The sequence below is a fragment of the Hydrogenophaga sp. L99 genome (assembly GCF_058731905.1).
This window is the reverse complement of the sequence record NZ_CM178972.1, coordinates 3636147-3661757: the sequence shown is the minus strand read 5'-3', so window position 1 is coordinate 3661757 and position 25611 is coordinate 3636147. Positions and strand designations below refer to the sequence as shown.

Annotated in this window: 27 protein-coding genes and 1 pseudogene; 15 read left to right on the top strand and 13 right to left on the bottom strand. The window is 63.6% G+C overall.

The genetic code is table 11. The features are described from left to right. Positions 1–35: 35 nt before the first annotated feature. Together AC4QBL_RS17550 and AC4QBL_RS17545 are read left to right on the top strand one after the other, a co-directional pair. Complete coding sequence (locus AC4QBL_RS17550) at positions 36–1346, top strand: type III glutamate--ammonia ligase (protein WP_472907914.1); 1311 nt, start codon at positions 36–38, stop codon at positions 1344–1346. Positions 1347–1410: 64 nt separating this feature from the next. Beyond that, on the top strand, positions 1411–2181 hold the full coding sequence (locus AC4QBL_RS17545) for a BUD32 family EKC/KEOPS complex subunit (RefSeq protein ID WP_472907913.1): 771 nt from the start codon (positions 1411–1413) through the stop codon (positions 2179–2181). Between the two features lies 1 nt (position 2182). On the opposite strand, the gene AC4QBL_RS17540 is transcribed toward AC4QBL_RS17545, so the two are convergent. From AC4QBL_RS17540 to AC4QBL_RS17530, 3 genes are all read right to left on the bottom strand, one after another. Then, positions 2183–2956, bottom strand: a complete 774-nt coding sequence (locus AC4QBL_RS17540; RefSeq protein ID WP_472907912.1) for a class II aldolase/adducin family protein — start codon at positions 2954–2956, stop codon at positions 2183–2185. A 218-nt stretch (positions 2957–3174) separates the two neighbouring features. After that, positions 3175–3360 (bottom strand): YgaP family membrane protein, encoded by a 186-nt coding sequence (locus AC4QBL_RS17535; protein ID WP_304835261.1) that lies wholly within the window; start codon positions 3358–3360, stop codon positions 3175–3177. A 163-nt stretch (positions 3361–3523) separates the two neighbouring features. Next, positions 3524–4177, bottom strand: coding sequence for a Crp/Fnr family transcriptional regulator (locus AC4QBL_RS17530; RefSeq protein WP_304835263.1), 654 nt, complete (start codon positions 4175–4177; stop codon positions 3524–3526). A 127-nt stretch (positions 4178–4304) separates the two neighbouring features. Between AC4QBL_RS17530 and AC4QBL_RS17525 the strand changes: the two genes are divergently transcribed. The 3 genes from AC4QBL_RS17525 to AC4QBL_RS17515 are packed head-to-tail and all read left to right on the top strand — an operon-like array spanning position 4305 to position 6060. Next, positions 4305–4862: a cytochrome b gene (locus AC4QBL_RS17525; RefSeq protein WP_472907911.1), complete on the top strand. Its 558-nt coding sequence runs from the start codon at positions 4305–4307 to the stop codon at positions 4860–4862. Positions 4863–4882: 20 nt separating this feature from the next. Then, on the top strand, positions 4883–5446 hold the full coding sequence (locus AC4QBL_RS17520) for a YceI family protein (protein WP_472907910.1): 564 nt from the start codon (positions 4883–4885) through the stop codon (positions 5444–5446). Positions 5447–5493: 47 nt separating this feature from the next. Continuing rightward, positions 5494–6060 carry a YceI family protein gene (locus AC4QBL_RS17515; RefSeq protein WP_304835269.1) on the top strand — a complete coding sequence of 189 codons (567 nt, stop codon included), beginning with the start codon at positions 5494–5496 and terminating at the stop codon, positions 6058–6060. A gap of 148 nt (positions 6061–6208) precedes the next feature. Here the strand turns inward: AC4QBL_RS17515 and AC4QBL_RS17510 are convergent, their stop codons facing one another. Both AC4QBL_RS17510 and AC4QBL_RS17505 read right to left on the bottom strand, forming a co-directional pair. Beyond that, the gene (locus AC4QBL_RS17510; protein WP_472907909.1) at positions 6209–6463 is read right to left on the bottom strand and encodes a YkgJ family cysteine cluster protein; all 255 of its coding nucleotides are present in this window, start codon (positions 6461–6463) and stop codon (positions 6209–6211) included. Further along, positions 6460–7050, bottom strand: coding sequence for an NADPH-dependent FMN reductase (locus AC4QBL_RS17505; RefSeq protein ID WP_472907908.1), 591 nt, complete (start codon positions 7048–7050; stop codon positions 6460–6462). Before AC4QBL_RS17505 ends, AC4QBL_RS17510 begins: the two co-directional genes overlap by 4 nt. A 208-nt stretch (positions 7051–7258) precedes the next feature. On the opposite strand from AC4QBL_RS17505, the gene mnmG reads away from it, so the two are divergent. The 8 genes from mnmG (at position 7259) to AC4QBL_RS17465 (ending at position 16510) form a co-directional block, all read left to right on the top strand. Continuing rightward, complete coding sequence (mnmG, locus tag AC4QBL_RS17500) at positions 7259–9232, top strand: tRNA uridine-5-carboxymethylaminomethyl(34) synthesis enzyme MnmG (RefSeq protein WP_472907907.1); 1974 nt, start codon at positions 7259–7261, stop codon at positions 9230–9232. Further along, on the top strand, positions 9229–9957 hold the full coding sequence (gene rsmG / locus AC4QBL_RS17495; protein WP_472907906.1) for a 16S rRNA (guanine(527)-N(7))-methyltransferase RsmG: 729 nt from the start codon (positions 9229–9231) through the stop codon (positions 9955–9957). The genes mnmG and rsmG overlap by 4 nt, the downstream gene beginning before the upstream one ends. A 93-nt stretch (positions 9958–10050) precedes the next feature. Continuing rightward, positions 10051–10665 (top strand): LysE family transporter, encoded by a 615-nt coding sequence (locus tag AC4QBL_RS17490; RefSeq protein ID WP_472907905.1) that lies wholly within the window; start codon positions 10051–10053, stop codon positions 10663–10665. 21 nt (positions 10666–10686) lie between these two features. Beyond that, on the top strand, positions 10687–11457 hold the full coding sequence (locus tag AC4QBL_RS17485) for a ParA family protein (RefSeq protein WP_472907904.1): 771 nt from the start codon (positions 10687–10689) through the stop codon (positions 11455–11457). Between the two features lie 29 nt (positions 11458–11486). Further along, entirely contained in the window at positions 11487–12026 is a 540-nt protein-coding gene (locus AC4QBL_RS17480) for an RBBP9/YdeN family alpha/beta hydrolase (protein ID WP_472907903.1), read from the top strand. Positions 12027–12036: 10 nt separating this feature from the next. Continuing rightward, on the top strand, positions 12037–12972 hold the full coding sequence (locus AC4QBL_RS17475; protein WP_472907902.1) for a ParB/RepB/Spo0J family partition protein: 936 nt from the start codon (positions 12037–12039) through the stop codon (positions 12970–12972). Positions 12973–12984: 12 nt separating this feature from the next. Continuing rightward, entirely contained in the window at positions 12985–13767 is a 783-nt protein-coding gene (locus AC4QBL_RS17470; RefSeq protein WP_472907901.1) for a class I SAM-dependent methyltransferase, read from the top strand. A 265-nt stretch (positions 13768–14032) separates the two neighbouring features. Next, the gene (locus tag AC4QBL_RS17465; RefSeq protein WP_472907900.1) at positions 14033–16510 is read left to right on the top strand and encodes a peptidoglycan-binding domain-containing protein; all 2478 of its coding nucleotides are present in this window, start codon (positions 14033–14035) and stop codon (positions 16508–16510) included. A gap of 126 nt (positions 16511–16636) precedes the next feature. Here AC4QBL_RS17465 and AC4QBL_RS17460 read toward each other — a convergent pair. The 3 genes and pseudogenes from AC4QBL_RS17460 to AC4QBL_RS17450 form a co-directional block, all read right to left on the bottom strand. Beyond that, a pseudogene (locus AC4QBL_RS17460) lies at positions 16637–17671 on the bottom strand (IS630 family transposase); the annotation flags it as partial. A gap of 322 nt (positions 17672–17993) precedes the next feature. Beyond that, a complete protein-coding gene (locus tag AC4QBL_RS17455) occupies positions 17994–19418 on the bottom strand; it encodes an FAD-binding oxidoreductase (RefSeq protein ID WP_472901916.1) in 1425 nt (474 codons plus the stop codon). Between the two features lie 138 nt (positions 19419–19556). Further along, a complete protein-coding gene (locus AC4QBL_RS17450) occupies positions 19557–19796 on the bottom strand; it encodes a hypothetical protein (protein ID WP_472901915.1) in 240 nt (79 codons plus the stop codon). A gap of 208 nt (positions 19797–20004) precedes the next feature. On the opposite strand from AC4QBL_RS17450, the gene AC4QBL_RS17445 reads away from it, so the two are divergent. Both AC4QBL_RS17445 and AC4QBL_RS17440 read left to right on the top strand, forming a co-directional pair. Next, positions 20005–20574 (top strand): cob(I)yrinic acid a,c-diamide adenosyltransferase, encoded by a 570-nt coding sequence (locus AC4QBL_RS17445; protein WP_472901914.1) that lies wholly within the window; start codon positions 20005–20007, stop codon positions 20572–20574. After that, positions 20571–20900: a hypothetical protein gene (locus AC4QBL_RS17440; protein ID WP_472901913.1), complete on the top strand. Its 330-nt coding sequence runs from the start codon at positions 20571–20573 to the stop codon at positions 20898–20900. The genes AC4QBL_RS17445 and AC4QBL_RS17440 overlap by 4 nt, the downstream gene beginning before the upstream one ends. Before the next feature lie 33 nt (positions 20901–20933). Here AC4QBL_RS17440 and AC4QBL_RS17435 read toward each other — a convergent pair whose 3' ends face one another. The 5 genes from AC4QBL_RS17435 to AC4QBL_RS17415 form a co-directional block, all read right to left on the bottom strand. Beyond that, positions 20934–21800 carry a patatin-like phospholipase family protein gene (locus AC4QBL_RS17435; protein ID WP_472901912.1) on the bottom strand — a complete coding sequence of 289 codons (867 nt, stop codon included), beginning with the start codon at positions 21798–21800 and terminating at the stop codon, positions 20934–20936. Between the two features lie 4 nt (positions 21801–21804). After that, entirely contained in the window at positions 21805–22395 is a 591-nt protein-coding gene (locus AC4QBL_RS17430) for an OmpA family protein (RefSeq protein ID WP_472907724.1), read from the bottom strand. 219 nt (positions 22396–22614) lie between these two features. Next, the gene (locus tag AC4QBL_RS17425; RefSeq protein WP_472907725.1) at positions 22615–23739 is read right to left on the bottom strand and encodes a PilT/PilU family type 4a pilus ATPase; all 1125 of its coding nucleotides are present in this window, start codon (positions 23737–23739) and stop codon (positions 22615–22617) included. 73 nt (positions 23740–23812) lie between these two features. Beyond that, complete coding sequence (locus AC4QBL_RS17420; protein ID WP_472907726.1) at positions 23813–24433, bottom strand: hypothetical protein; 621 nt, start codon at positions 24431–24433, stop codon at positions 23813–23815. Then, positions 24430–25563 (bottom strand): ImmA/IrrE family metallo-endopeptidase, encoded by a 1134-nt coding sequence (locus tag AC4QBL_RS17415; RefSeq protein WP_472907727.1) that lies wholly within the window; start codon positions 25561–25563, stop codon positions 24430–24432. The genes AC4QBL_RS17420 and AC4QBL_RS17415 overlap by 4 nt, the downstream gene beginning before the upstream one ends. Positions 25564–25611: the final 48 nt, after the last annotated feature.

Here is a 25611-nt window from a genome sequence, read left to right as displayed (position 1 = left end):
TGGAACCAGGCGCAAGCACCAGCCTTGCCGAGCGTATGGGCGCTTTGCAGGCGCAAGGCATCCATTCCATTTTGACCACCTTCACCGACCTGCACGGTGCGCCCAAAGGCAAGCTGGTACCCCTGGCTGCGCTGCCTGACGTGGTGCAGGTGGGCGCAGGTTTCGCTGGCCCCAGTATCTGGGGCACAGGCCTGCCACGCATGGGCGCACGCAGCGAGTATTTTGGGCGGGTGGTGCCGGCGTCTTTGCGGCCATTGCCCTTCATGCCCGGCGTGGCGCACGCCGTGTGCGACGGTTTTGCGGGCGGCGAGGCGCTGGAGACCTGTTCGCGCCAGTTGCTGAAGCGGCAGGTGGCACGTCTGCAAGCGCGAGGTCTGACGCTGTGGGTGGGCATTGAGCCGGAGTTTTTTTTGCTCAAGCGCGGGCCCGACGGCGCCTGGCAGGTGGGCGATACAGCGGACCGGCACGCCAAACCGTCGTACGACCTGGCCGCCATCGGCCGCAACCTGGGTTTCCTGGATGACATGCGGCGCCACCTGGGTGCGCTCGGGTTTGAGTTGCAGCAGATGGACCACGAAGACGCCTGTGGTCAGTACGAGATCAACTACCGGTTTGACGACGCTCTGGCCGCCGCCGACCGCTACCAGCTGTTCAAGCTGACCGCACACACGGTGGCGCAGCAGCACGGCCTCACGTTTTCCACCATGCCCAAGCCGCTGGCGCACGCGCCCGGCAGCGGCCTGCACTTTCACCTGAGCCTCACCGATGCACAAGGTGTGGCCGTGATGGCCGACCCTGGCGGGGCGCTGGGTCTGAGCGCGCTGGGCCACCAGTTTGCTGCTGGCCTGCTGCACCATGCCGATGCGCTGGCGGCGCTGTGTGCACCCACCGTCAACAGCTACAAACGCCTGGCCAGCAGCCAAAGTGCCTCGGGTACCACCTGGTCGCCGGTGTGGAAAACCCTGGGTGACAACAACCGCACCTGCCTCGTGCGTACCGTGGCCAACCGGCTGGAATGGCGCCTGCCCGACCCGTCGTGCAACGTGTACGCGGCGCTGGCGGGCACGCTGGCCGCCGGGCTGTCGGGTATCGACCAAGGGCTGCCCGCGGTAGAGCCTTGCAACGAAGATCTTTACCAGCGCCAGGCACGCGGCGACGCCATGCCGGCCCGCTTGCCCCGCGACCTGTGCGCTGCGCTGGAGGCCCTTCGGCAGGACGCCGCCTTGCACGAGGCGGTGGGCTCAGCTTTCTGCGATCAGTTTCTGGCCATCAAGCAGGCCGAGTGGGACGCCTGGAGCCAGCACGTGAGCGGGTGGGAGCTGGAGCGCTATGCGGACGCGGCCTAAGAGGTTCTGAGGCGGAACCGTGTCTCTGGACGGTGGTGTGTGCGGTTTCGCCATAATCCACCCCTTGAGCCCGACCCAACCCACCCAAACCTGGACCAAAACCGCCGACCGGCCGCTGCGCAGCGCTGCCCAGTCGTTGGGCATCTGGTTGTTTGCCCACTTTGTGGGGGTGGCGGTGCCGTGGCGCTCGGTGCGCCAGGTGGACGGATCGGTGTTGCTGGCGTTTGAGCATGAGCGCCTGCAAGCCCTGGCCGCTGCTGGCGAAAGGGTGCCACCGGTGCTGGCTTTTGATGGGTACACGCTGGAAACCGGTGACATCGGACCGACGCTGGACCATGTGCTGCACCGCACCCCCGAGGGCGAACGCCTGGCGCTGATGTGTGCGGCCAGCGCCGATTTGGCCGGCTTTCACGCGCGGGGCCAGTGGCACGGCGGCGCTCAGGTGCGCAACCTGACCTGGGACGGGCAGCATTTCGCCCGGCTGGATTTCGAGGAACGTTTGCAACCGGGCCTGCCGCTGGCCACGGTGCAGGTGTACGACGCCTTGCAGCTGGTGCTGTCATTGGCCCGCCATCTGGACGCCCTGGGCCCGCAAGCCGTGTTGGCCGTGCTCAACGCCTACGACCGGGCCAGCGCACCGGCCGGGGGGGCGGTGCACCCTGCGCCCGATTTGTCGGGCTTTTTGCGGCGGCTGTTGCCGCGCTTGCGGCTCGTGTCGCGGGTGGCGGCCTGGTCGAGCCGGCTGGACGGTTCGCGCGAGCTGGTGCGCTTGCGCACCGTGCTCGACGGCATGGCCGCATTTGTGCAGCAGTCTGCGCCTGCCGGGGCGCCCTGATTCAGGTTTTGTAGCCCGGGTCCAGCCGCTCGGCTTTGCGCAGCAGCGCGGGCCAGGCGAGTTGCGCGCCCTGGCCTGCGGTGGCCACGCGCATCACGTCTGCCATGCCCGCCAGGATGGCCGGGTGCACCTGGGTCAGTTCGCCACCGCCGGCCTGCGCATCGACCTGGATGCGGCAGGTGTTTTCCAGCGTGTACATTGACAGAAAAGCGTCGGCGATCGTGCGGCCAACCGTCAGCAGGCCGTGGTTGCGCAGCACCAGAAAGTTGGCTGTACCCAGATCGGCCTGCAGGCGTGGCTTCTCGTCGGGGCGGAAGGCCACGCCTTCGTAGTCGTGGTACGCCAGCGAGGCCAGTACGAAGGTGCTCTGCTGGCTGATGGGCAGGATGCCACCCTTTTGGGCGCTCACACCCACGCCGGCGCGCGTGTGGGTGTGCAGCACGCAGCCGGCTTCGGGGCGGGCTTCGTGCACCGCGCTGTGAATCACAAACCCGGCCGGGTTGACCGGGAACGGGCTGTCGATGAGCTTGTTGCAGGCCATGTCGACCTTGACCAGGCTGCTGGCGGTGATTTCGTCAAACATCAGCCCGTAGGGGTTGATGAGGAACTGGTGCTCGCCGCCGGTGACGCTGTCGGGCAGCTTGGCGCTGATGTGGGTGAACACCAGATCGCTCCAGCCGTAGGCGGCCACCAGCCGGTAGCAGGCTGCAAGGTCGCAGCGCAGCGCCCATTCTTCGGCGCTGACCGCGTCTTTCAGTGAGGGAATGTTGAGCATGCCGTGTCTCCTGCGCCGCAGCGGGGTGCGCGGCAATGGGCGACATGGTGGCGCGCACAGGCCAGTGCTGCTGTCGCACGATGGACATGTGACGATTCGGCAGCGACCCCACGCGCTGTCCGGTGCGACGGCTTTCAAACCCAGGATGCCGCGGAACTGGCTTCGCCAGGCCGCAGGCATCGCCCCCGTGGGGGGTGGCGCCGAAGGCGCCGCGGGGGTTAGCGCTTACATGTGTTGAACCCCAGCAGCGCGTAAGGCGGGCACCAGCCCATCAGGCCGGTGAGCAAGGGCACCACGCCCACGTAACCCCACAGGCCCACGCTGCCGGTGGCTGCTGCGGCTATGAGGGCCAGGCCGACGACGATGCGGATGGTGCGGTCGATGCCGCCAACGTTTTTGGTCATGAAAGTGCTCCTGGGAAGGCTGAAAACAAAAGAACCGGTCCAACGTGGCGGCCGCCGAGGGCGGCTCACAAACCATGTTGGGGGGTGGCGCTATTGAACCGGGTTGCTGGCAGCGGGTATGTGACCTGCGTCACAAAGCGTTCACCGGTCGTTCACCGGTCGCTCAGCGTGTTTGCAGGGCCGCCAGATTGCGCAAGGCCGCGCTGTCGCAAATGGTGATGCACTCGCGCGAGAGTTCAACGAGGCCGTCGCGCTCGAAGCGGTGGAGCAGCCGGGTGACGATTTCGCGCACCGTGCCCAGCTCGTCGGCCAGCGCCTGGTGGGTGGCGCGCACCTGCTGGCCGTGGCCGAGCAAGGTGGCCGCCAGGCGGCTGTCGAGCCGCTGGAAGGCCACGGCCTCGATCAGGCTGGTCAGGTCGGCCATGCGCAATGCAAACAGGCCGAGCACAAAGTTGCGAAAACCCGCGTCGGCCATGGCCACCTGGAAGTCGGGCGGAGACAGCAGGGTCAGGGTGGTGTCGGTGGTGGTCACGCCGTGGGCGGTGAGGGGCTGGTCCGCAAACAGCCCGGCGGAAGACACCAGGCACATCTCGCCGGGCAGCACGCGGTACAGTTCCAGCTCTCGCCCATTGGCGGCGCTGCGCGACACGCGGACCTCGCCTTGCAGCACCATGGGAAAGCCCTGGCAGGTGTCGTGTTCCCGAAACAGGGGCGTGCCGGCGGGTACCCGCACCAGGTTCAGCCGGGGGAGCAGTTCCGGCAGCGAACCCATGGCGGGGTACAGCGTCAGCAGGCTCAGGGCATCGGTGTCGGGCATGGGCGCATTGTAGGAGTCTGATCGCGTCCCGGATTCGAATGGCTTGGCTTAGTTCGTTCAAATATTTTGAACTTAGGCTTCAAGCGCTTTGACGCAGCGGGAACAGGCGATTGCCTAAACTGCGTGTATGTCTAAAGCGTTCGTCTCTCGTTACCACCCTGTGGCCGTGGCTCTGCACTGGTTGCTGGGCGTGGCGCTGATCGCTATTTTTTCGCTCGGTCTGTACATGGCCGATCTGCCGTTCTCGCCCCAGCGCTTGCAGTTTTACAGCTGGCACAAGTGGGCCGGGGTGACGGTGTTGACGTTGTCGTTCGTGCGGTTGCTCTGGCGCCTCACGCACCGCCCGCCCGCTTTGCCGGTGGCTATTGAAATGGCCATGCCTGCCTGGCAGCGCATGGCGCACCACGCCACCCACTTCGGTTTGTATGTGCTGTTTTTTGCGGTGCCGTTGCTTGGCTGGGCCTACAGTTCGGCCGAGGGCTTTCCCATCGTGTGGTTGGGTCTGGTGCAGTTGCCCGACTTTGTGCCGGTGAGCGAAGGCCTGGCCGATGTGCTAAAGCCGCTGCACAAGTTTTCGGCTTACGCCATGGCGGTGCTGGTGTTACTGCATGTGGCTGGCGCGCTTAAACACCACTTTGTTGACCGCGATGGTCTGATCCGGCGCATGGCCTTTGGCCGCCGTTGAATTTTCCCGGGAGTCCTTCCATGAAACTGTCTTTTGTATCTTTGGCGCTGGCCGCCGCAGCCCTTTCCCCGCTGGTTGCCCAGGCCCAACAGGCCCTGGTCCCTGCGCAAAGCGAAGTCTCTTTCGTGAGCCGCCAGATGGGCGTGCCGGTCGAAGGCAAGTTCAAGACCTTCAGCGCCCAGGTGGCGTTTGACCCCGCCAAGCTGGCCACCAGCCAGATCGCTTTCACGGTGGACACGGGCAGCGCCGACATCAGCCGCGAAGCCAACGCCGAATTGCCCAAGGCCACCTGGTTCAACGTGGCCGCCTTCCCCAAAGCCACATTCCAGTCCAGCAGCATCAAGCGGCTCGATGCCAGCAAATTTGAAGTCACTGGCAAGCTGAGCATCAAAGGCCTGAGCAGCGACGTGGTCGTGCCCGTGACGCTGGCCCAGAACGGCGCCACCACCACCGCCACTGGCGCCTTCCCCATCAAGCGCCTGGCCTTCCGCATTGGCGAAAAAGAGTGGGCCGACACCTCGATGGTGGCCGACGAAGTGCAAGTCAAATTCAAGATCGCCCTGACCGGTGTGCCCAAGCTCTGATCCATTTTTTGTTTTTTTCACCCCCAACCCCACCTAGGAGTTCACCCATGCGCAAATCCCTGACCTTGCTGGCCGCAGCCGCCACCTTGTCCACCGGCGTTTTCGCCGCCGACTACGCGATCGACCCGACGCACACCTTTGCCACGTTCGAGATCGGCCACTTTGGCGCCAGCGTGAACCGCGGCCGTTTCGACAAAAAAGAAGGCAAGATCTCGTTTGACAAGGCCGCCAAGACCGGTTCCGTGGACATCTCCTTTGATGTGGCATCGGTCAACACCGGCACGGCCGGCTTTGACAAGCACCTGCAGAGCGCGGACATCCTGAACGCTGAGAAATTTCCCAAGGCCCAGTTCGTGTCCACCAAGTTCCATTTCAATGGTGACAAGGTCAGCTCTGTGGATGGCAACCTGACCCTGCTGGGCAAGACCCAACCGGTGACGCTCAAGGCCAACCAGTTCAACTGCTTCGAGAGCCCCATGCTCAAGCGCGAAGTGTGTGGTGGCGACTTCGAAGCGACCATCGACCGCACCGCGTTTGGTGTGAACTACGGCGTGGACTGGGGTTTCCCGAAAAACGTGCGTCTGGTGCTGCAGGTGGAAGCCGTTAAACAGTAATCCCCCCCCTGCGCCGCTGCGCGGCTTCCCTCGAGGGGGACCGCACCAGCGGCCTGGCGGAGCCAGTTCCGCGGTGCGTCTAGGTTCAGACACCTGCTCCGGGGAAGTTGTTGGCGGCTAAAAAAGGCCCGCATAAGCGGGCCTTTTTTCATGGGCGGGTAGCGTTTTCTAATCGGCTCAGAAACCGCATGGCCTGTTCCCGGTTATCGCCGCACATCTCTGCGCTGGGTTGCAGCGAACCGCAGACTGTTGGCCGTTCAGGCAGGCCAAACAGCTTGCAGCGCAGCGCTTCATCCAGGTGAGGGCAGGGCACACCGGCTGGTTTGCCCGCCGGTAAACCGGGCATGGGGCTGCTGATGGACGGTGCGATGCAGCACGCCGCGCAGCCGGGGCGGCAGTTCAAGCCTGAAATTTCCGGGCCGCCCACAGCACCTGGTCCACCACCCCGTGCAGGGCGGTGCGGTTCGATTCGAGCGAGAGTTGACCGTTGGGGTCAAACGCCTCAAAGGCCTTGGGCAGGGCGAACTGCTTGGGCGCCACCCAGCACTGCAGGTTCATCAACACCGGCGTCAGATGTGCCAGGCCACGCAGGCCGCCCAGTGCGCCGGGCGAGGCGCTGAGTAAGCCCACCACCTTGCCGGCAAAAGCTTTGGTGCCCTGGCCCCAATCGGGGTCGCCCTTGATGGGGCTGGACACCCAGTCAATGGTGTTCTTCAGCAGCGCCGTCATGCTGCCGTTGTATTCGGGTGCGGCGACCAGCCAGGCGGGGTGCGCGTGGAAGATTTCTTTCAGGCGCACCGCGTCGCGGGGCGTGCCCTTGGCTTCCAGGTCGGCGTTGTACATCGGCACGTCAAAGTCGGCCAGGTCCAGCCGCGTCACCTGCGCGCCTTCGGCTTGGGCCATGTCGGCAGCGGTCGCTGCGAGCTGGCGGTTGTAAGACTGGGCACGTGTGCTGCCCGCGAATACGAGGAGGGGGATGGGTGTGGTCATGCCTCCATTGTGGCGCACCCGGTGGTGCACGCTGGTGGCTGGAGCAGGCGCCTTGAGGACAAAGATGGGAGAATTGGCGCCTGCCTTGCGGGTGTCCATCGGGCACCGGCGCGCGAGCGCCACCGCGCCTGGCAGCTGTTTCACGTGAAACACCCTCTCTTTTGCATTGTTGGGCGCCGCCCTTTGGCGGAGCCCCGGAGCCCCATTTATGTTGTACCCCCAGGAATTTGATGTCATTGTTGTGGGCGGTGGCCATGCTGGCACCGAGGCCGCGCTGGCGGCTGCCCGCATGGGCTGCACCACGCTGCTGCTCACCCACAACATCGAAACACTGGGGCAGATGAGCTGCAACCCCAGCATTGGCGGCATTGGCAAAGGCCATTTGGTGAAAGAAGTGGACGCGCTGGGCGGCGCCATGGCGCTGGCCACGGACGAAGGCGGCATCCAGTTTCGTATTTTGAACAGCAGCAAAGGCCCGGCGGTGCGTGCCACGCGCGCCCAGGCCGACCGCATTTTGTACAAGGCCGCCATTCGCCGCATGCTGGAAAACCAGCCCAATCTGTGGCTGTTTCAGCAGGCCGTGGACGACCTGATGGTGGAGGGCGACCGGGTGGTGGGTGCCGTGACGCAGGTGGGTATCCAGTTTCGCAGCCGCACGGTGGTGCTCACGGCGGGCACCTTTCTGGATGGCAAGATTCATGTGGGGTTGAACAACTACGCGGCCGGGCGCGCGGGTGACCCGCCGGCGGTGTCGTTGTCGGCCCGCTTGAAAGAGCTGAAGCTGCCCCAGGGGCGGCTCAAAACCGGCACGCCGCCCCGCCTGGACGGCCGCAGCATCGACTACAGCAAATGCACCGAGCAGCCCGGCGACGGCGTGCCGGGCGGCATGAACGCCGACAAGCCGGTGCCCGTGTTCAGCTTCATGGGGGGCGCGGTGGCGCACCCGCAGCAGGTGCCGTGCTGGATCACGCACACCAACACCCGCACGCACGACATCATTCGCAGCGGTTTTGACCGCAGTCCCATGTTCACCGGCAAGATTGAGGGCGTGGGCCCGCGCTACTGCCCGAGCGTGGAGGACAAGATCAACCGCTTCGCCGACAAGGACAGCCACCAGATTTTTCTGGAACCCGAGGGCCTGACCACACACGAGGTGTACCCCAACGGCATCTCGACCAGCCTGCCGTTTGACATTCAGTACGCGTTGGTGCGCAGCATGCCCGGCCTGGAAAATGCGCACATTTTGCGGCCCGGTTACGCCATTGAGTACGACTACTTCGACCCGCGCTCGCTCAAAAACAGTTTTGAAACCCGGCAGATTCAGGGCTTGTTTTTTGCCGGCCAGATCAACGGCACCACCGGCTACGAGGAAGCTGCCGCACAAGGCCTGTTTGCCGGGCTGAATGCGGCTCTGCAAGTGAAGGGCGAAGCACCCTGGCTGCCCCGGCGCGACGAGGCTTACCTGGGTGTGCTGGTGGACGACCTTGTGACCCAGGGCGTGACCGAGCCTTACCGCATGTTCACCAGCCGGGCCGAGTTTCGCCTGCAGCTGCGCGAAGACAACGCCGACATGCGCCTGACAGAAGCCGGGCGCCGCATGGGCTTGGTGGACGATGCGCGTTGGGACGCTTTCAGCCGCAAGCGCGACGCCGTGGCGCGCGAAACCGAGCGCTTGAAGGCGACTTGGGTGAACCCCCGCAGCCTGCCGGCTGAAGAGAGCGTGCGCGTGCTGGGCAAGGCCATTGAGCACGAACACAACCTGTTTGACCTGCTGCGCCGCCCCGGTGTGGGCTACGCCGATCTGGCAGGCATGGACGGTGGCAAGTACGCCGGCCCTGATGTTTCACGTGTAACGCTGGGCGATTTGCTGGAGCCTGTGGTGGAGCAGGTGGAGATAGCGGCCAAGTATTCGGGCTACATCGACCGTCAGAAGAGTGAGGTGGAGCGCGCAGCCTTCCACGAAGGCATGCCGCTGCCGGGCGACTTGGATTACATGCAGGTGGCGGCTTTGTCGTTTGAGGCGCGGCAAAAGCTGGCCAAGCACCGGCCCGAAACGCTGGGGCAGGCCTCGCGCATATCGGGCATCACGCCGGCCAGCATTTCGCTGTTGCTGATTCACCTGAAAAAAGGCGGCTTCCGGGGCTTTGCCACCTTGCCTGCAGAAAGCGAAGTGTCGGCATGAGCGCAGCGCCGGGCCGCCCCCAAGCCAGCTCGCACCTCAGCCCGCAGGGCGAAGGTACACCCGTTCACCGCGATGTGTTGCTGAAAGGCTTGCAGGCCTTGGGGTTGCCGCTGGCCGAAGCGCAGGTGACGCTGCTGCTGGACTACCTGGCTCTGCTACAAAAGTGGAACAAGGTCTACAACCTGACCGCCGTGCGCGACCCGGCCGAGATGATGACGCACCACCTGCTGGACAGCCTGTCGGCCATTCAGCCGCTGCTGCGCCACACGGCCGGTCGGTCTGTCAAGTTGCTCGACGTGGGCTCGGGCGGTGGTTTGCCTGGTGTGGTGATCGCCATCACCTGTCCCCACATCGACGTCAGCTGTGTAGACACGGTGGGTAAAAAAGCCGCGTTCATTCAGCAGGCCGCTGCCACCCTCAAGCTGCCCAACCTGCGCGGCGTGCATGCCCGGGTGGAAAGCCTGAAAGCCGAGGAGGGCGGTGGCTTTGATGTGGTGTGTTCGCGCGCCTTTGCTTCGCTGGTGGACTTTGTGTCGTGGTCTCGCCCGGCGCTGAAGCCTGGTGCCGTGTGGATGGCCATGAAGGGCAAGCACCCGGCCGATGAATTGCTGGACTTGCAAAATGCGGCCCCATGGGCCGAAGTGTTTCACGTGGAACCCTTGCAGGTGCCCGGGTTGGACGCCGAGCGCTGCATCGTTTGGCTGCGCGAGCGCCCGATCGCCTGAATGGCTTGAGGCGGGCGTTGCCACCCCGGCGCGTGGCCCACGGCTGCTTGGCCCCGTTCACGTAAACTCACCCCTCTACTTCTGGGGGTTTTCATGTTTGGCGTTGCAGATTACGGCGCATTTGTCGCAGCCATTGTGGTGTTTCTGGCCATTCCGGGTCCTGGCAATCTGGCACTCATCACCTCCACCAGCAAGGGCGGCATACGCGGCGGCCTGGCGGCTACCTTCGGCGTCATCGCGGGTGACCAGGTGCTGATGTGGATGGCTGTGGCGGGCGTGGCCGCGCTGCTGGTGGCTTACCCAGCCGCTTTCAGTGCGGTGCAATGGCTGGGCGCCGCCTACCTCGCCTGGCTGGGCTGGAAAATGATCAGCGCCAAGCCCGGTGACAAGCCCGTGCTCAACATCCGACCGCGCCAGTACTTTCAACAGGCGCTCACCATCACGCTGCTCAATCCCAAAGCCATTGTGTTTTACATGGCGTTTTTTCCTTTGTTTGTGGACCCCGCCAGACACCAGGGCCTCGTGACCTTTGGCGCCATGGCGGCCACCGTGGCTGTACTCACTTTCTTGTATGGCCTGACCGCTGTGTTGCTCACCCATTTCCTGGCTGAGCGGATGCGGGCCAACCCCGTGATTGCGCGCACGCTGGAAAAGCTCGCCGGTGTTTTCCTGATCGGCTTCGGCATCAAGCTGGCCATTTCCAAATAATTACAACTACCGAAATCACCCATGGCCAAAATTTTCTGCGTTGCCAACCAGAAGGGTGGCGTCGGCAAGACCACCACCACCGTCAACCTGGCGGCCGGGCTTGCCAAGGTGGGGCAGCGCGTGCTCATGGTGGACCTGGACCCCCAGGGCAATGCCACCATGGGCTCAGGCGTGGACAAGCGCAGCATGGCGCTGTCGGTGTACGACGTGTTGCTCGAATCGGCGTCGGTGGCTGAAGCGGCCATCAAGTCTGAAAAGTGCGGCTACGACGTGCTCGGCGCCAACCGCGAACTGGCCGGCGCCGAGGTGGAGTTGGTGGATGTGGAGCGGCGCGAAAAACGGCTGAAGACCGCGTTGGCGGCGGTGGAGGCCGACTACGACTTCGTGCTCATCGACTGCCCGCCCTCGCTGTCCATGCTCACACTCAACGGTCTGTGCTCTGCCAACGGTGTGATCGTGCCCATGCAGTGCGAGTACTTTGCGCTCGAAGGTCTCACCGATCTGGTCAACACCATCAAGCAGGTGCACGCCAACCTGAACAAAGACCTGCAAATCATTGGTTTGCTGCGCGTCATGTTTGACCCGCGCATCACCTTGCAGCAGCAGGTGAGCGACCAGCTCAAGGCGCACTTTGGCGACAAGGTGTTTGACAGCGTGATACCGCGCAACGTGCGCCTGGCCGAAGCGCCCAGCTACGGCCTGCCGGGTGTGGTGTTTGACCCGGCGGCCAAAGGCAGTCAAGCCTTTGTGGCCTTTGCCAAAGAAATGGTCGAGCGCAGCGGCACGCCTTGAGCGCTCACCGTTCCACGTGAAACACTGGCATGAAGCCTGACAACGTCCTCATCTTGCCCGGCTGGCAAAACAGCGGGCCAGACCACTGGCAAAGCCGCTGGGAAGCCTTGCACGGCTACCGCCGCGTCGACCAGCACGACTGGATGCGACCGCGCCGTGGTGACTGGATTGCGCGATTGGAAGACGTGATCCTCGCCACAGACGGGCCGGTGGTGCTCGTCGCCCACAGCCTGGGCTGCGTCCTCACCACCGACTGGGCACAGGTTTCGCATAGCACCGCGCGTGTGCAAGGCGCGCTGCTGGTGGCGCCGGGCGATGCCGAACGCGACGAACTGCGCGGCGTGTTGCCCAGCTGGTCGCCCATCCTGCGCCAGCGCCTGCCGTTTCCCAGCGTGCTGGTGGGCAGCCGCAACGACCCGTATTGCGATTTTGCCAAAGCGCAGTCGCTCGCCGACAGCTGGGGTTCGCGCTTCATTGACCTCGGTGAACGCGGCCACATCAACGCCGAATCGGGCCTGGGCGACTGGCCCGAGGGGCATGCCATGCTGCTTGAACTGACGAACCTATAAAAAGGACACCATGGTCACCAAAAAACCCAAAGGCCTCGGCCGTGGACTTGAAGCCCTGCTGGGCCCCAAAGTGGCGGAAGCCGCTTCGCCCGACGCGCAGGAAAACGAGCGCAACGCCACGCCAAGCAGCTTGCCGCTGACCGAGCTGGTGGCTGGCGTTTACCAGCCCCGCACCCGCATGGACGAGGGCGCACTGTACGAGCTGGCCGAGAGCATCAAGGCGCAGGGCATCATGCAGCCCATTCTGGTGCGCAAGCTGGCTGATGGCCCGAACGCTGGCAAGTACGAGATCATCGCCGGCGAGCGCCGCTTCCGGGCCTCGAAGTTGGCCGGGCTGGACAGCGTGCCGGTGCTGGTGCGAGATGTGCCGAACGAGGCCGCCGCGGCCATGGCGCTGATCGAGAACATCCAGCGCGAAGACCTCAACCCGCTGGAAGAAGCCCAGGGTTTGCAACGCCTGGTGAAAGAGTTTGGACTCACTCACGAACAGGCCGCGCAGGCGGTGGGCCGCTCGCGCAGCGCCGCCAGCAACCTGCTGCGCCTGTTGCAGCTGGCCGACCCGGTGCAGACCATGCTCATGGCGGGCGACCTGGATATGGGCCACGCGCGTGCGCTGCTGGCGCTGGACAAGGCCACCCAGATCACAGCGGGCAACCAGATTGCGGCCAAAAAAATGTCGGTGCGCGAGGCCGAGAGTCTGGTGAAGAAGCTCAGCGCCGAATTTGCGCTGGCGCCCCAGAAGCTGAAAAAAGAAAAGTCGCGCGACATCAAGCGGGTGGAAGAAGAGCTGGCCGACCTGCTGACCGCCGACGTGGAGGTGCGGGTGAAAAAGCGCGTGAAGCGCCATGGGCGCTTTGAAGAACTGGGTGAAATCGCCATCCACTTTGGCTCGCTGGACGAGCTCAACGGCCTGATTGAGCGGCTGGGCCGAACCGCCAACCGCTGAAAGGTCGTTCCCATGCTGGCAACCCTGGCGCGCTGGTGGCCCCTGCCGGCTTTGCTGGTCTGGGCGGCGGCGTGGGGCGTTTTTGTACTGGCCGGGCAGCTCGGCATGGGCGCGCTGGTGGGGGTGCTGCTGGCGTGCGCGCTGGGGGTCGCGGGCAGCCTGCTGGCTGGAAGCTGGTGGCGCCGGCTGATGGTGGGCCTGGGTTTTCCGCTGTCGCTGGCGCTGTCCGGGGCGGCCAGCCTGGCCGCCTGGCACTGGCTGTTGCCATTGGCGCTGTTGTTGCTGATCTACCCGCTAAACGCCTGGCGCGACGCGCCGCTGTTTCCCACCCCGCGCAACGGGCTGGATGGGCTGGGTCAGCGCGTGCCCTTGCCCGCAAACGCGCTGGTGCTGGAAGCCGGTTGCGGCCTGGGCGATGGTCTGAAAGCCTTGCGCCAGGTGTACCCCGGCGCCATGCTGCACGGGCTGGAGTGGAGCTGGCCACTGCGGGCTGCCTGCGCGCTGCGTTGCCCCTGGGCGCGGGTGCGCCAGGGCGACATATGGCGCGCCGACTGGGCGCCTTACCAGATGGTTTACCTGTTTCAACGGCCCGAGAGCATGGGCCGTGCGGTGGAAAAAGCGGCGGCAGAGCTCCAGCCCGGCGCCTGGCTGGTGAGCTTGGAATTCCCGGCCCCAGGCCTGGTGCCCAACGCCGCACTGCAAGACCGCGGGCGGCCGGTGTGGGCTTACCAGGTGCCGTTTCAGCGCCGTTCGGTACCCGAAAAATTGGCCGGCTCGCCGTTAAAACCTCGGTGAGCGCTGCCGCCAAGCGGCTGCAAGACGTTCTGACGCGCACGTGACGGACGTCCGGAGTGGTGTTGCGACGGGGCTCCCTGCCTGTGCAGTCGAGCACACATGAGTCAATCCATTCCAGTTGCACGCTCGCCATCAAGGCATCCACTAGAGTTTCAAAGGCATAGTATCCAGGCCGGACGTCGCCGCTTCAAGTACTTTGGTATTCAAAACGAAAGCGGACCGATGTAGACCGGTTTGATCTGTCTGTTTTTGAAGGGAACTTGTGATGAGCAACGGGATGAATCTGCAGAGCGTCAAGCGCATGGCCGTTTTGGGTGGTGGCTTGCTGTTGGTGGCCACGGCGCAGGCCGGTATGGTGACCGACCGCAACGGCAATGTGGGCTACGACACCGCCGCTGAGTGCGATGCCGCTGTGGCCGCTGGCAGCGCCCGTTACTACCAACCCTTCACCGAGCATCCGCCCCTCAAGCGTGCAGGCGAGGCCGACGTGAAAGTGATGAAACTCAGCGAACTGATGGCAGCGCAACAAGCTGCCGCGGCCCTGGGTTACGACGCAGCAGGCTACGCCAAAGGCGCTTGCGACGTGGGCGTGGGCCGCAGCAACAGCCGCGACGGCGTGAGCCCGGAATTGATCGGCAAATACGTACCCTACAGCCCGGCGATGTCGGTGAACGTGTACTTCGACCGCCAGGGCACGCCGGTTCGTGCCAGCATGCAGCAATGCGACAACAACTTCAGCCGCAACCTGCCGCGCCCGGTGGGCAACTCAACCCCGGTGTCGGTGGTGCCTGCGACCGAGTGTTTCGCCAACGTGTTGATTCCGGCGCGCTTTGAGACGCGCACCGAACAGGTGGTCAAGGTGCCGGCCACCAAGCGCTATGAGGTGGTGCCCGCCACCTACAAGACCGTGTCCGAGCAAGAACTGGTCAGGCCGGAAACCCGGCGCCAGATTCCTATTCCAGCGACTTACAAAACGGTGACCGAAGAGGTGGTTGTGAGCCCCGCCACCTTCCGCGAAGAACCGGTGCCCGCCACGTACAAAACGGTGGTGGAGTCCGTCGTCACCAAGCCTGCCAGCACGCGTGTTGAAGTGGTGCCTGCCACCTACAAGACGGTGACTGAGCAAGTCATTGCCACGCCCGAGCGCAAAGAGCTGCGCGTGATTCCCGCGACCTACGCAGAAACAGAAGAAACCGTGGTGGACCGCCCGGCAACAACCCGTGTTGAAGCGGTGCCCGCCACCTTCAAGACCGAAACCGAGCAGGTACTGGTTAAGGCAGAGTCGCTGCGTTATGAGCCTATTGCGCTGCCGCTGCGCACCGTGTCTGAGGAGGTGCTGCGTACCGAAGCCAGCGCCCGCCTGGAGGCCGTGAAGCCGACCTTGCGTACCGTCACCGAGCGCGTACTGGTGAAAGAGGCGAGCAAGCGACTGATTGAAGTGCCGGCGGTGTTCGAGACCGTGACCGAGCGCGTAAAAGTGGCTGACGCTACCCGGGAATGGAAGCGTGGCCGTGCCTGGGTCGGGCAAGCGATCAATGTGCGGCCTTTGCGAGGCTTTGTGGTGGGGGCCGATGGCAAGGTGGATGGCAACCGCGTTGAACTGGATGCCGCGGTAGAAAACCGCAGCACAGGTGTGGTGGACACCCGTGTGGTGACGGCCAACAACACCAACCTTGACGACGACGTGATGTGTTTAGTGGAAATTCCCGAGCGCTTTGAGACCATCACCCGCCAAGTGCTCAAAACGCCTGCGTCGGTGAGGGAGGTGGAGATTCCCGCCGAATACGCCACCGTCACCCGCCAGGTGCTCAACACCGAAGCAGGTACCCGTGAGGTTGACATCCCTGCCACCTACCAGTCGGTGACGCGTCAGGTCATTGATACCGACAAGCTGCGTGCCATGGGTTACCGGTTTGACGAGAAAGGCGACATCGTAGCCACGCCAAAAGGCGAGAGGGTGTTGCGCGCGGCAGCCGTTGCCGGTCTGGCGGGCGCTGACACCACCGCTGGAGCCCAGTCCGGTGAAGAGGGCTATGTGCGTGAAATCAAGCAGCCCGCCGAATACCGCACGCTCACTCGCCAGGTGGTAGCCACGCCAGCCACGGTACGCACCGTGGAAATTCCCGCGACTTACAAGACCGTCAAAACCCGGGTTGTGGCAAGTCCTGCCCGCACCGAAGAGACCATCATCCCCGCCACATTCAAGACCGTGTCCCGCCAGGTTGTCGCCACCGCGGCCAGCTCGCGAGAAATTCCGGTGTCTGCCATCATGGGCACCGTGCAGCGCCAAGTGGTTGACACGCCAGCGTCCACCCGTCAGATCCCGGTGGCTGCGGTGATGCAAACCTTGTCGCGGCGTGTGGTGGACACCCCCGCCTCGTTCCGCGAAGAGGTGATTCCTGCGGTGTTCAAGACGGTTGAGCGCCAGGTGGTGGACACCCCAGCCACCACACGTGAAATCGATGTGCCGGCCCAGTTTGAAACCCTGAGCTACCAGTTCAAGGTCTCCGAGGCGAAGGCCGATCGCCGTGCGGTGTTGTGCGAGACCAATGCCTCACCCGCCAAGATCATGGAAATCCAGCGTGCCCTGCGCAGCGCAGGCTACAACCCGGGCGCCATTGATGGCGTGATCCGAGGCCAGACCATGAACGCCGTGAACCAGTACCAGCAGGCCAAGGGCTTGCCTGTGGATGGTTTCTTGAACCTCGACACCGTGAAAGCGCTGGGCGTGTCGCCCAACTGATCCGCAGGTCGGTTCAAAAAGCCTTCCTTCGGGAAGGCTTTTTTTGTCTCCGCGCCACAGCCTCCAACCTGGCATTTCCAGTGGGTCAGCGTGTTGGCCCGATTGATCCGGCCCTGTGAAGTCTAAAGCTGCATATCGAACGTGACGGTCCTGGAAGTAGCTCATGACGCGCTCGGGGTTTTGCTCCAGCATCGCCATGTGATCGTTGGCCGCATCGCGTAGCTTGGCCTTGGTTCGCACCGGCACGCGCTTGCCCATCTCCTGCTTCAAGTCCGCATTGAGCCGCTCCTCTGGGTTGAGCTGTGGGCTGTAGCTGGGCAGGTAGAACAACTCGATCTGGTCCTGCCGCTCAGCCACCCAAGCCTTCACCAGCTTGCTGTGGTGGACCCGCAGGTTGTCCAGAATCAGAAAGACTTTTTTACCCGCGTCCTTGATCAAAGCTTGTAGGAATTCGATGAGCTTCTCAGCATCGAAAGCCTCGTCAATGATCATCCACCGCGTCTTGCCCTGGTTGGTCACCGTGGCAATCATGGAGAGCTTTTGACGGGTGCCGCCCACGGCCATGGCCACCGGTGTTTTGCCCGCTGGCGCGAAGCTCCTGCCGCGCACATCGGTGTTGACCAAGGCCGTCTCGTCGCCCCAGTGAATCTCGGCCCCCTCGGCCCTGGCGCGCTGCTCAATGCCGGGGTACTCGCCCTCCAACCAAGCCTGCACGGCAGCAGGGCTTTGCTCGTAAGCGCGCTTGATGGGCTTTTGCGGTGTGAAGCCCCAGCGGGTGAGGTACTTGCCGATGCTGCGCACTTGCAGCTTGATGCCAAATTCCTGTTCGATGAGCTGACCCACTGCGGCCCGGCTCCACAAGCTGAAATCCATCTTGAGCTGCTCGGGGCGTTTGTCGATGATCAGGCGCTGGATGGTGTCTTCCTGCGCCTGACCGAGCACCCGGCCATCGCCTCTGGCTCGTCCACGAACAGCGGGACGTATCGCACCCCAGCCGCCAGCGTCAAACAGATCGATAGCCGTTCGCACTGTCGGGTAGCTCAGCCCCGTCATCGTGACGATCTGCATGATCTTGGTGCCTTGTCTGTACAGCCTCACGACCTGTTTGCGCCGTTCGTGAAGTTGCTCCAGTGTCTGACTTCTTGCGCTTTCTTTTTCCATGACACTCTGATCGCGAAAATCAGACAAAGTTCAGACTTTAACGGGCCTTATCTATAGCGATCAAAGCAGGGCACGGCCGCGTTCAATTCACCGACTTGGTGTGAAGCAAGCGTGGAACCAGGTAGCGTTCTACTGAAGCAGATACCAGCGCCAGCAACCATGGGGAAATGTGACGGATCATGTGAGGCCAGCTCCATGTAATATATAAGTATTCTTTTAGCCGGGGTATAGCCAAGGTCTGTCAGCCTTTTGTTGTTTCGGCGGCCGCAAGTGGCGCGCGGCTCCGCCCATTGTGGCAGGGGGTTGAGGCGCAGACGCCCGTTCAGAGTGCGAAGATCTTGCCCGGATTCAAAATGTTGTGCGGGTCGAGTGCGCGCTTGATCGTACGCATCATGTCCACCGCACCGCTGCCGGCTTCGGTCAGCAAGAAGTCCATTTTGTGCAGGCCCACGCCGTGTTCGCCGGTGCAGGTGCCTTCCAGGCTCAGCGCGCGCGCCACCAGCAGGTTGTTCAGCACCTCGGCCTGCTCGCGCTCTTCGGGTTTGGTGGGGTCGATCAGGTAGCCAAAGTGGAAGTTGCCGTCGCCCACATGGCCCACCAAAAAGTAGGGGATGCCGCTGGCGTCGGCTTCTGCCACGGAGTCGAGCAGGCAGTCGGCCAGGCGGCTGATGGGCACGCAGGTGTCGGTGGACACGGCGCGGCAACCCGGCTTGCTCTGTATGGCGGCAAAGTAGGCGTTGTGCCGGGCGGTCCACAGGCGGGTGCGCTCTTCGGGCGTGGTGGCCCATTCAAAGGCGTTACCGCCGAACTCGCTGGCAATTTCTTGCACCGTTTCGGCCTGCTCTTTCACACTGGCCGGCGAACCGTGGAATTCCATCAGCAGCATGTGTTCTTCGCGCAGGCCGAGCTTGCTGTGCGCGTTGACCATGCGCACGGTGCCGGCGTCGATCAGCTCGCAGCGGGCAATGGGAATGCCCATCTGGATTACCTGAATGGTGGTGCGCACCGCCGCTTCGATGCTGGGGAACGAACACGTGGCGGCCGAAATGGCTTCGGGCAGCGGGTACAGCTTGAGCGTGACTTCGGTGATGACGCCCAGCGTGCCTTCGCTGCCCACCATGAGGCGGGTGAGGTCGTAGCCGGCGCTGCTTTTTTTGGCGCGGGTGCCGGTGCGAATGACTTCGCCGCTGGCGGTGACGACTTCCAGCGCCAGCACGTTTTCGCGCATGGTGCCGTAGCGCACGGCGTTGGTGCCGCTGGCGCGCGTGGCCGCCATGCCGCCAATGGAGGCGTCTGCGCCGGGGTCGATGGGGAAGAACAGGCCTTCGCTTTTCACCGCTTCGTTCACCGCCTTGCGCGTCACGCCGGGCTGCACCGTCACGGTCAGGTCTTCGGCGTTGATGGACAACACCGTGTTCATGCGGCTCACGTCGATGCTGATACCACCCTGCACAGCCAGCAAGTGGCCTTCCAGCGACGAGCCCACGCCGAAGGGAATCACCGGCACCCGGTACCGGGCGGCCAGCGCCACGGCGTCGGCCACGTCTTGCGTTCTCTGGGCAAACACCACCGCAGCGGGTGGCGGCACGTCGTACACCGACTCGTCGCGCCCGTGTTGCTCGCGCACCGCCAGCGCGGTGGAGCACTGCGCACCAAAACGGGTTTGCAGCGCCGCCATCAGTTCGGCGGGCACCTCGCGGGGCTGAATGTCGGGGGCAAGGTGGGTATGTGGTGTGGGGGCGTTCATGGCGTGTCTCCTGCGCAGCGGGTGTCTGCAGGCCGCCAGTTTACGCGGTCGCACCTCCGCCGTGCGCTCGGTGGCTGTCGCTTTCGGGGCGGTTGGGTGGCACTTGGCAAGTCACACCAAAGGACCGCTGCTCGCCCTTCAAGCCGCCTTCTTTTTCTGTTCTTCCAGGGTTTCTGGCCGGCGCAAGGTGGCCGGGGTGTTGGGGCGCTGGGTGTGTGCGGCGCCGGCCGCAGAAGACAGACTCGTTTTGGCACCGCCCGACGGCGAGCTGGGCGCGCTTTGGTTGCTCGCCAGGCCAGCCAGCCCCAGCGTGCAGGCGGCCATCAGCTGCACGCTGCGGATCTCAAATGGGGTGATGCGGTTTCGTTGACGTGTCATGGTCGGGCTCCAGTGCGTTGAACGAGCGCCCATTCCAACCCACGCCAGCCCGGCCGGCCAGTGGTTTTGCCACCTGTTGCCTGGTTGACAGGATATTTGCCTGGGACACATCTGCACGCGTGTGGTTACGGGCCGCACAGAGGGCGCTGGGCCCCGCGTTCCCGCACAATGCGGTTTTGTCTGCACACCCGCCACCTGAGGACTTTTCATGGGCAACCGACTCACACAAATTGCAACCCGCACCGGCGACGCCGGCACCACCGGGCTGGGTGACAACACCCGCGTGTCCAAAAACAGTCTGCGCGTGCACGCCATGGGCGAGGTGGACGAGCTCAATTCCCACATCGGCGTACTGCTGTGCGAAGACATGGCGCCCGACGTGCGCACGCTGCTGGTCGAGGTTCAGCACCAACTGTTCAACCTGGGCGGCGAGCTGTCCATTCCGGGCTTCGAGCTGCTCAAGCCCGAGGCGGTGCTGGCACTGGACGATGCCCTGGCCACTTACAACGAACAACTGCCGCGGTTGCAAGAATTCATTTTGCCCGCCGGCACCCGCGGCGCCGCCCAAGCCCATGTTTGCCGCACCGTGGCCCGGCGCGCCGAGCGCGCTGTGGTGGCACTGGGCAACGAAGAGGCGCTGAAAGAAACCCCGCGCCAGTACCTGAACCGCTTGAGCGACCTCATGTTTGTGCTGGCGCGCGTGCTCAACCGCATGAACGGCGGCGACGACGTGTATTGGAAAAGCGAGCGCATGGCGCAGCAGGACCCACAGCCGTGAAACGCCCGCTGGCAGCCGTGTTGGCCGGGTTCACGGTGCTGGCTGGCGCCCAGACCGAACCCGCCAGCACCACGCTGGTGTGCGAAGCCGTGTACCTGCCGGCGCGCACCACCTGGACGCGCACCGTGGCCATTGCTTACGACCAGCAGCGCGTGCGTTCGGTGCAGATTGACGGCGTGCCGGTGTACACCTTCAACGTCCGCGAGACGCTGATCTTGACCGCGCTGGACAACGAGCGCATCCAGATCGACACCGCCAGCCAGACCTGGACCAGCGATTTCCGTGGCCTGGCCACGGCGCAGGGGCGCTGCGAGCGGGAAGGCTGAAAGGCGAGCCGTGCGCCCCCGGCCTGCTGGCGTTTACGAGAGACCGAGCCGGCGGCGCAGGTCTGGCAAGGCCGCCTGGCCTGCCAAGTAGCCCGCTTCGATCATTTCCTTGCGGGCGGAAAAATCGGAACTGTCAAAGCGGTCCGTCTTGGGCTGGATCAGCAGGTTCGCCGTCTTGCTTTCCATTTGCGCCAGTGAGCGCCCCATGATCTCGAACGATTGCAAGATGATCTCGTAAAGCCCCGAGCGGGGTTTGCTGGTGGGGCGTCCGCCCACATCGACAGCAATCACCATATCGGCGCCCATCTGCCGCGCCACACCCACAGGCACCGGGCTGGTCAGTCCACCATCCACCAGTTCCCGGCCTTCAAAAAGGGCTGGAATGAAAACGCCCGGAATGGAGCAAGAGGCCGCCACTGCACCGCCGGTGTCGCCGCGTTTCAGCGCGACCAGTTCGCCAGTGGCCAGGTCGGTGGCCACGGCCGCAAACCGACGGGGCATTTTCTCGATGGGCATGTTGTCCAGGTAGCTGTTGACCAGGCGTCTCAGGCCTGCTCCACCCAACATGCCGCGCCGGTTGCCAGAGGACAGATCGGCCACATCGATGTCGCGCACTTTCAGCGCCACTTCCTGCATCTTCCAGGGTGAAAACCCCGCAGCGTAAAAGGCACCCACCAGCGAACCCGCGCTGGTACCCGCCACGATGCTGATCGGGACCTTGGCTTCGTCCAGCGCCTGGAGCACCCCAATGTGGGCAAATCCGCGCGCAGAGCCGCCACCCAAAGCGATGCCGATCACCTTGTTGCCCGTGGCAGCTGCTTTGCGGTTGCCAGACTGTGCCAGGGCGTTTCCGGATGCGATCACACCGGCACCCAAGGCCAGCCATTGTCTGCGTTGCATGCTCTTATTTATCCACGGCCTTGACGACGCCCTGATCAATCAGGTTCTTGAGTTGGTCCCACGCCGAGGCAAAAGCGCCCGCGGGCTCGCCCCGGGTGATGTTTTCCACCTTTTCGTCCAGCAAAACCACCTCGACACGGCGGTTGAGTTGCCGTCCTTCGGCGGTGGTGTTGGATGCCACCGGGCGCCGTGAAGAGAAGCCCGAAGTTTTGATGCGCTGCTCAGGTACACCCCGGGCCGCCAGGCCTTTGCCAATTTCGGCAGCCCGTTCATCGGACAATTTTTGGTTCAGATCGGGATTGCCCACATTGTCTGCGTGGCCCTCAAGCGCCACTTGCTTGTCGCTCTTGGTCTTGATGAGGTACGCAATACGGTCGAGATACGGCCCCGCTTCCTGCGCATTGAGTGAGCTTTTTCCCACTTCAAACAAGGCAGAGCTTGGCAGCATGATCTCCACACCCCGGTCGGCTTGTTGGATCGGCAGCACCGGACCGCTGTAAGGCGCTGGTGCGGGGGGTGCTGTTTGGCAGGCAGACAGCAGCGCGGCGGTTACCAGAGGCCATACGAAACGGCGAATGGGGGGCAAATAGGACATGGGTTTTTTCGGAAATCAAGGCGTTGGGGTGTGCCCGCAGGCACCTCTTGGGGTGTTCAGCGTAAGTGCTGGCACCCTCCCGACCCGGGCTTTGCGCTTGCTCCGACCATCCATTCGTGTGACATTGCCGGCCCTGTGGCGTGCGCACAACCCGGTGGGCGCCAGCGCTGGTGGCGGGGTGAGCACTGCTTCACGCAGCGATCAACCGGGTTCCTGGATTCACCCGGCCATGCGCAGGCTGCCGGCGTCGGGCCGCTTGCCTGCGTGCAGGCGGATGCGCAGCGACAGGTCTGTGCGCGAATCGGCGTATTCCACCGCTTGCTCGGCCGTGAGGTCGCCGCGCTGGTACAGCTCGTACAGCGACTGGTCAAAGGTGGCCATGCCCAGTTCGGTGCTCTTGGCCATCACGTCCTTGATCTCGTCGGTCTGGCCCTTCTGGATCAGGTCGGCCACGTAGGGCGAGAGCAGCATCACTTCAACCGCCGGCACCAACGCACCCGCTGAGCCGCGTATCAGCCGCTGGCCCACCACGCCCTTGAGGTTGAGCGACAGGTCCATCAACACCTGGCGGTGCGCGGTCTCGGGGAAAAAATTCAGAATGCGTTGCACCGCCTGGTTGGCGTTGTTGGCGTGCAGGGTCGACACACACAGGTGCCCCGTTTCGGCGTAGGCCATGGCGTGCTGCATGGTTTCGCGGTCGCGGATCTCGCCGATCATGATCACGTCGGGTGCTTCGCGCATGGCGTGGCGCAGCGCTTCGTCAAAGCTCTGCGTGTCCAGCCCCACCTCGCGCTGGTCCACGATGGACAGGCCGTGGGCGTGTTCAAACTCCATCGGGTCTTCCACCGTGAGGATGTGGCCGCTCACGCTGCGGTTGCGGTGGTCGAGCATGGCCGCCAGCGTGGTGGACTTGCCCGAACCCGCAGCACCCACCACCAGCACCAGGCCGCGCTTGAGCAGGGCCAGTTTTTTCAGCACCGGTGGCAGTTTGAGCGCGTCCAGTGACGGGATTTTGGCGTTGATGTGGCGCACCACCACAGCCACGTCGCCGCGCTGGCGGTACACGTTGACGCGAAAGCGGCCCAGGCCGGGCAGGGCGATAGCCAGGTCGCATTCCAGGGTGGACTCGAACTCGCGGATTTGCGACTCGCGCATGACCGAATAGGCCAGCCGCTGGGTGTGGGTGGCGTCCAGCTTGCCTTCAGACAGCCGCTTGATGACGCCTTGCACCTTCATGGCCGCAGCGGTGCCGCTGGACAGGAACAGGTCGGATGCGCCGTGGGTAACCATCAGCGAGAGGTAGTGGCCCAGATCGTCGTCTGGTGCGGGCAGGGCGGGGTCCATGGGGTGTTCGCAATACAGAACGCAGTTGCCTACCGTATCGGCAGTTGACTGGCCAGCTTGAATCAAGCCCCTGCTACGAAGCCTTTGGTTTCCCAAAGACTTTCAGAAATGCGGTGTATTTGACCTTTTGCCAAGAGGCTGGCAAGTCACTGCTGCCATCCAAGCTGTTGGACTCCAGCGCTGTGTAGATTTCCCGAACCAAATCGTTGTCGATCAGCTTGGCTGTCAGCATTTTCTTGAGCAGTGCATGGCCATGCCAAAGACCGCCAATTTCGGTCAGCTCGGCCAGTTCGTGCATCGCCAGGTCATCGGTCACGACCACGGCTGGACGAATCTGGCCGAACGCCAGTACGCGGCAATCGGTATAAGAAGGGGGCGAACGCCGGTGTTTCATGAACCGCACTGGGTCCATTTGGACGATTCCGTGGAGCGCGCTGGCGGCCGCATCCAGCGTTGCCTTTTCGTCTTTGCTGAGCTTGATGGTGTTGCTCAGTCGTTCCTGTGCCAGCAACTCGTCGGCATCAAACCAAGGAAAGAGAAACTGCAGTCTGGGCTGACGCAGCACCTCGTTTTGCACATCCTTCAAGACGGTCAGGACGTAGTCCTTCTGCCCGAACTTCTTGCCCAACAGCGGTCGCACCCGTTTCGCCAACCGCAGGTAGGCGTTCGTATCAAGCAGGACCAGTGTGGTCAACGCGCTGGGTCTCCCACCAGAGATGCGCGCATGGCGGTTGCGTCCTGCAATCCGATGTCCAGCACCTGTTGCAGGTAGCCAGCGCCCGTTTCACGCTCATTGAGCAATTGGCGCATGGCCACGTAGAAGTCGGACCTGAACACGTTGCTGGTTGCCTTGATCAGCTCGGTGGCGTCTGGTGGCGCAGGCGCAAACAAAGCTTGACTGACCAGTCCGTCTCGCACGCTGTTGCGCACCGCATGAATTTGTCGGCCTTCCAGTGGCAGGAGCTTCAGACCCTTGGCTTGAGCATAGGCCTGGACCTGGAGAAACACGGTGTTCAGAGAAATGACGTGCTCGTGAGCCGCTTCCAGCAAGGCCGCGATCATGGCCTGCCCCCCACGTGTCTGCATGGCCTTCGCGTAGGCGCCTTCAGCACATGCCTGCGGGAAAAGCAGGGCACCGGCAAAAGCGTCGGCGAAGTCTTCGCCTTCGTCCTTGCCCGCCAGTTCTGGGGTGTACACGTGGGCCAGTTCGTGTGCCATCCAGAACTTGAAGTCTTCCAGGTGGGTGTCCAGATTCAGGTAGACAAACGTCACCTTGTCTGCCGGCAGCAAGATGTGCAGCGCGTTCTTGTGGTTCTGCTTTTCGCCCCACAGCACGGGTACCAGCAAAGCGTCGTTGTCGCGGAACTCGTTGATCAGGTGCTCGTACCGAAGCACCGAAGCCAAGCCGATGCCCAGCTTCTGCCGCACCTGAGCCACAGCGCTTTGCAACGGCGCATAGTCGGTCGTTGGGGTGGGCAGCGATGTGTGCAGTGCTCGCCTCTCGGGCAAATACGCAACCAGAGGTTTGAGCAGGGCTGCCATGGCCATGGCTTTGACGATGTGCTCGTCTGTTGTTTTGGCACCGCCCTTTTTTCGAAAAGCGATGACGGGTGCATCCGTCTCGGGCATCACCAGCTGGTCAAAGCCCAGCTTGAGCGTGGTGGCCAGCTTCAGCAGCTTGGCCGGCCGGGGAAAGTTCTTCCCCTGAAGCCAGTTCGACACCACCTGGGCAGATTCGCCAATGGCCTCGGCTAGTTGATCCTGGGTCCATCCGCGTTCGGCCAGGGCCGCTTTGATGGACGGGCTGTGGATAACTTTGTGCATAGGCGGTGAATTGTGACGCCTGGGTCGAATAAATCAAGTTTTATCAAG

What these genes read in the sequence shown, in the direction of transcription:
- AC4QBL_RS17430 (WP_472907724.1), bottom strand. Translation starts at nt 22,395, where the DNA reads ATGTCCTATTTGCCCCCCATTCGCCGTTTCGTATGGCCTCTGGTAACC.
- AC4QBL_RS17475 (WP_472907902.1), top strand. Translation starts at nt 12,037, where the DNA reads ATGGTCACCAAAAAACCCAAAGGCCTCGGCCGTGGACTTGAAGCCCTG.
- AC4QBL_RS17505 (WP_472907908.1), bottom strand. Translation starts at nt 7,050, where the DNA reads ATGACCACACCCATCCCCCTCCTCGTATTCGCGGGCAGCACACGTGCC.
- AC4QBL_RS17520 (WP_472907910.1), top strand. Translation starts at nt 4,883, where the DNA reads ATGAAACTGTCTTTTGTATCTTTGGCGCTGGCCGCCGCAGCCCTTTCC.
- AC4QBL_RS17465 (WP_472907900.1), top strand. Translation starts at nt 14,033, where the DNA reads ATGAGCAACGGGATGAATCTGCAGAGCGTCAAGCGCATGGCCGTTTTG.
- AC4QBL_RS17550 (WP_472907914.1), top strand. Translation starts at nt 36, where the DNA reads ATGGGCGCTTTGCAGGCGCAAGGCATCCATTCCATTTTGACCACCTTC.
- AC4QBL_RS17535 (WP_304835261.1), bottom strand. Translation starts at nt 3,360, where the DNA reads ATGACCAAAAACGTTGGCGGCATCGACCGCACCATCCGCATCGTCGTC.
- AC4QBL_RS17415 (WP_472907727.1), bottom strand. Translation starts at nt 25,563, where the DNA reads ATGCACAAAGTTATCCACAGCCCGTCCATCAAAGCGGCCCTGGCCGAA.
- AC4QBL_RS17480 (WP_472907903.1), top strand. Translation starts at nt 11,487, where the DNA reads ATGAAGCCTGACAACGTCCTCATCTTGCCCGGCTGGCAAAACAGCGGG.
- AC4QBL_RS17530 (WP_304835263.1), bottom strand. Translation starts at nt 4,177, where the DNA reads ATGCCCGACACCGATGCCCTGAGCCTGCTGACGCTGTACCCCGCCATG.
- AC4QBL_RS17445 (WP_472901914.1), top strand. Translation starts at nt 20,005, where the DNA reads ATGGGCAACCGACTCACACAAATTGCAACCCGCACCGGCGACGCCGGC.
- AC4QBL_RS17490 (WP_472907905.1), top strand. Translation starts at nt 10,051, where the DNA reads ATGTTTGGCGTTGCAGATTACGGCGCATTTGTCGCAGCCATTGTGGTG.
- AC4QBL_RS17515 (WP_304835269.1), top strand. Translation starts at nt 5,494, where the DNA reads ATGCGCAAATCCCTGACCTTGCTGGCCGCAGCCGCCACCTTGTCCACC.
- AC4QBL_RS17450 (WP_472901915.1), bottom strand. Translation starts at nt 19,796, where the DNA reads ATGACACGTCAACGAAACCGCATCACCCCATTTGAGATCCGCAGCGTG.
- AC4QBL_RS17435 (WP_472901912.1), bottom strand. Translation starts at nt 21,800, where the DNA reads ATGCAACGCAGACAATGGCTGGCCTTGGGTGCCGGTGTGATCGCATCC.
- AC4QBL_RS17485 (WP_472907904.1), top strand. Translation starts at nt 10,687, where the DNA reads ATGGCCAAAATTTTCTGCGTTGCCAACCAGAAGGGTGGCGTCGGCAAG.
- AC4QBL_RS17470 (WP_472907901.1), top strand. Translation starts at nt 12,985, where the DNA reads ATGCTGGCAACCCTGGCGCGCTGGTGGCCCCTGCCGGCTTTGCTGGTC.
- mnmG (WP_472907907.1), top strand. Translation starts at nt 7,259, where the DNA reads ATGTTGTACCCCCAGGAATTTGATGTCATTGTTGTGGGCGGTGGCCAT.
- AC4QBL_RS17540 (WP_472907912.1), bottom strand. Translation starts at nt 2,956, where the DNA reads ATGCTCAACATTCCCTCACTGAAAGACGCGGTCAGCGCCGAAGAATGG.
- AC4QBL_RS17525 (WP_472907911.1), top strand. Translation starts at nt 4,305, where the DNA reads ATGTCTAAAGCGTTCGTCTCTCGTTACCACCCTGTGGCCGTGGCTCTG.
- AC4QBL_RS17425 (WP_472907725.1), bottom strand. Translation starts at nt 23,739, where the DNA reads ATGGACCCCGCCCTGCCCGCACCAGACGACGATCTGGGCCACTACCTC.
- AC4QBL_RS17455 (WP_472901916.1), bottom strand. Translation starts at nt 19,418, where the DNA reads ATGAACGCCCCCACACCACATACCCACCTTGCCCCCGACATTCAGCCC.
- rsmG (WP_472907906.1), top strand. Translation starts at nt 9,229, where the DNA reads ATGAGCGCAGCGCCGGGCCGCCCCCAAGCCAGCTCGCACCTCAGCCCG.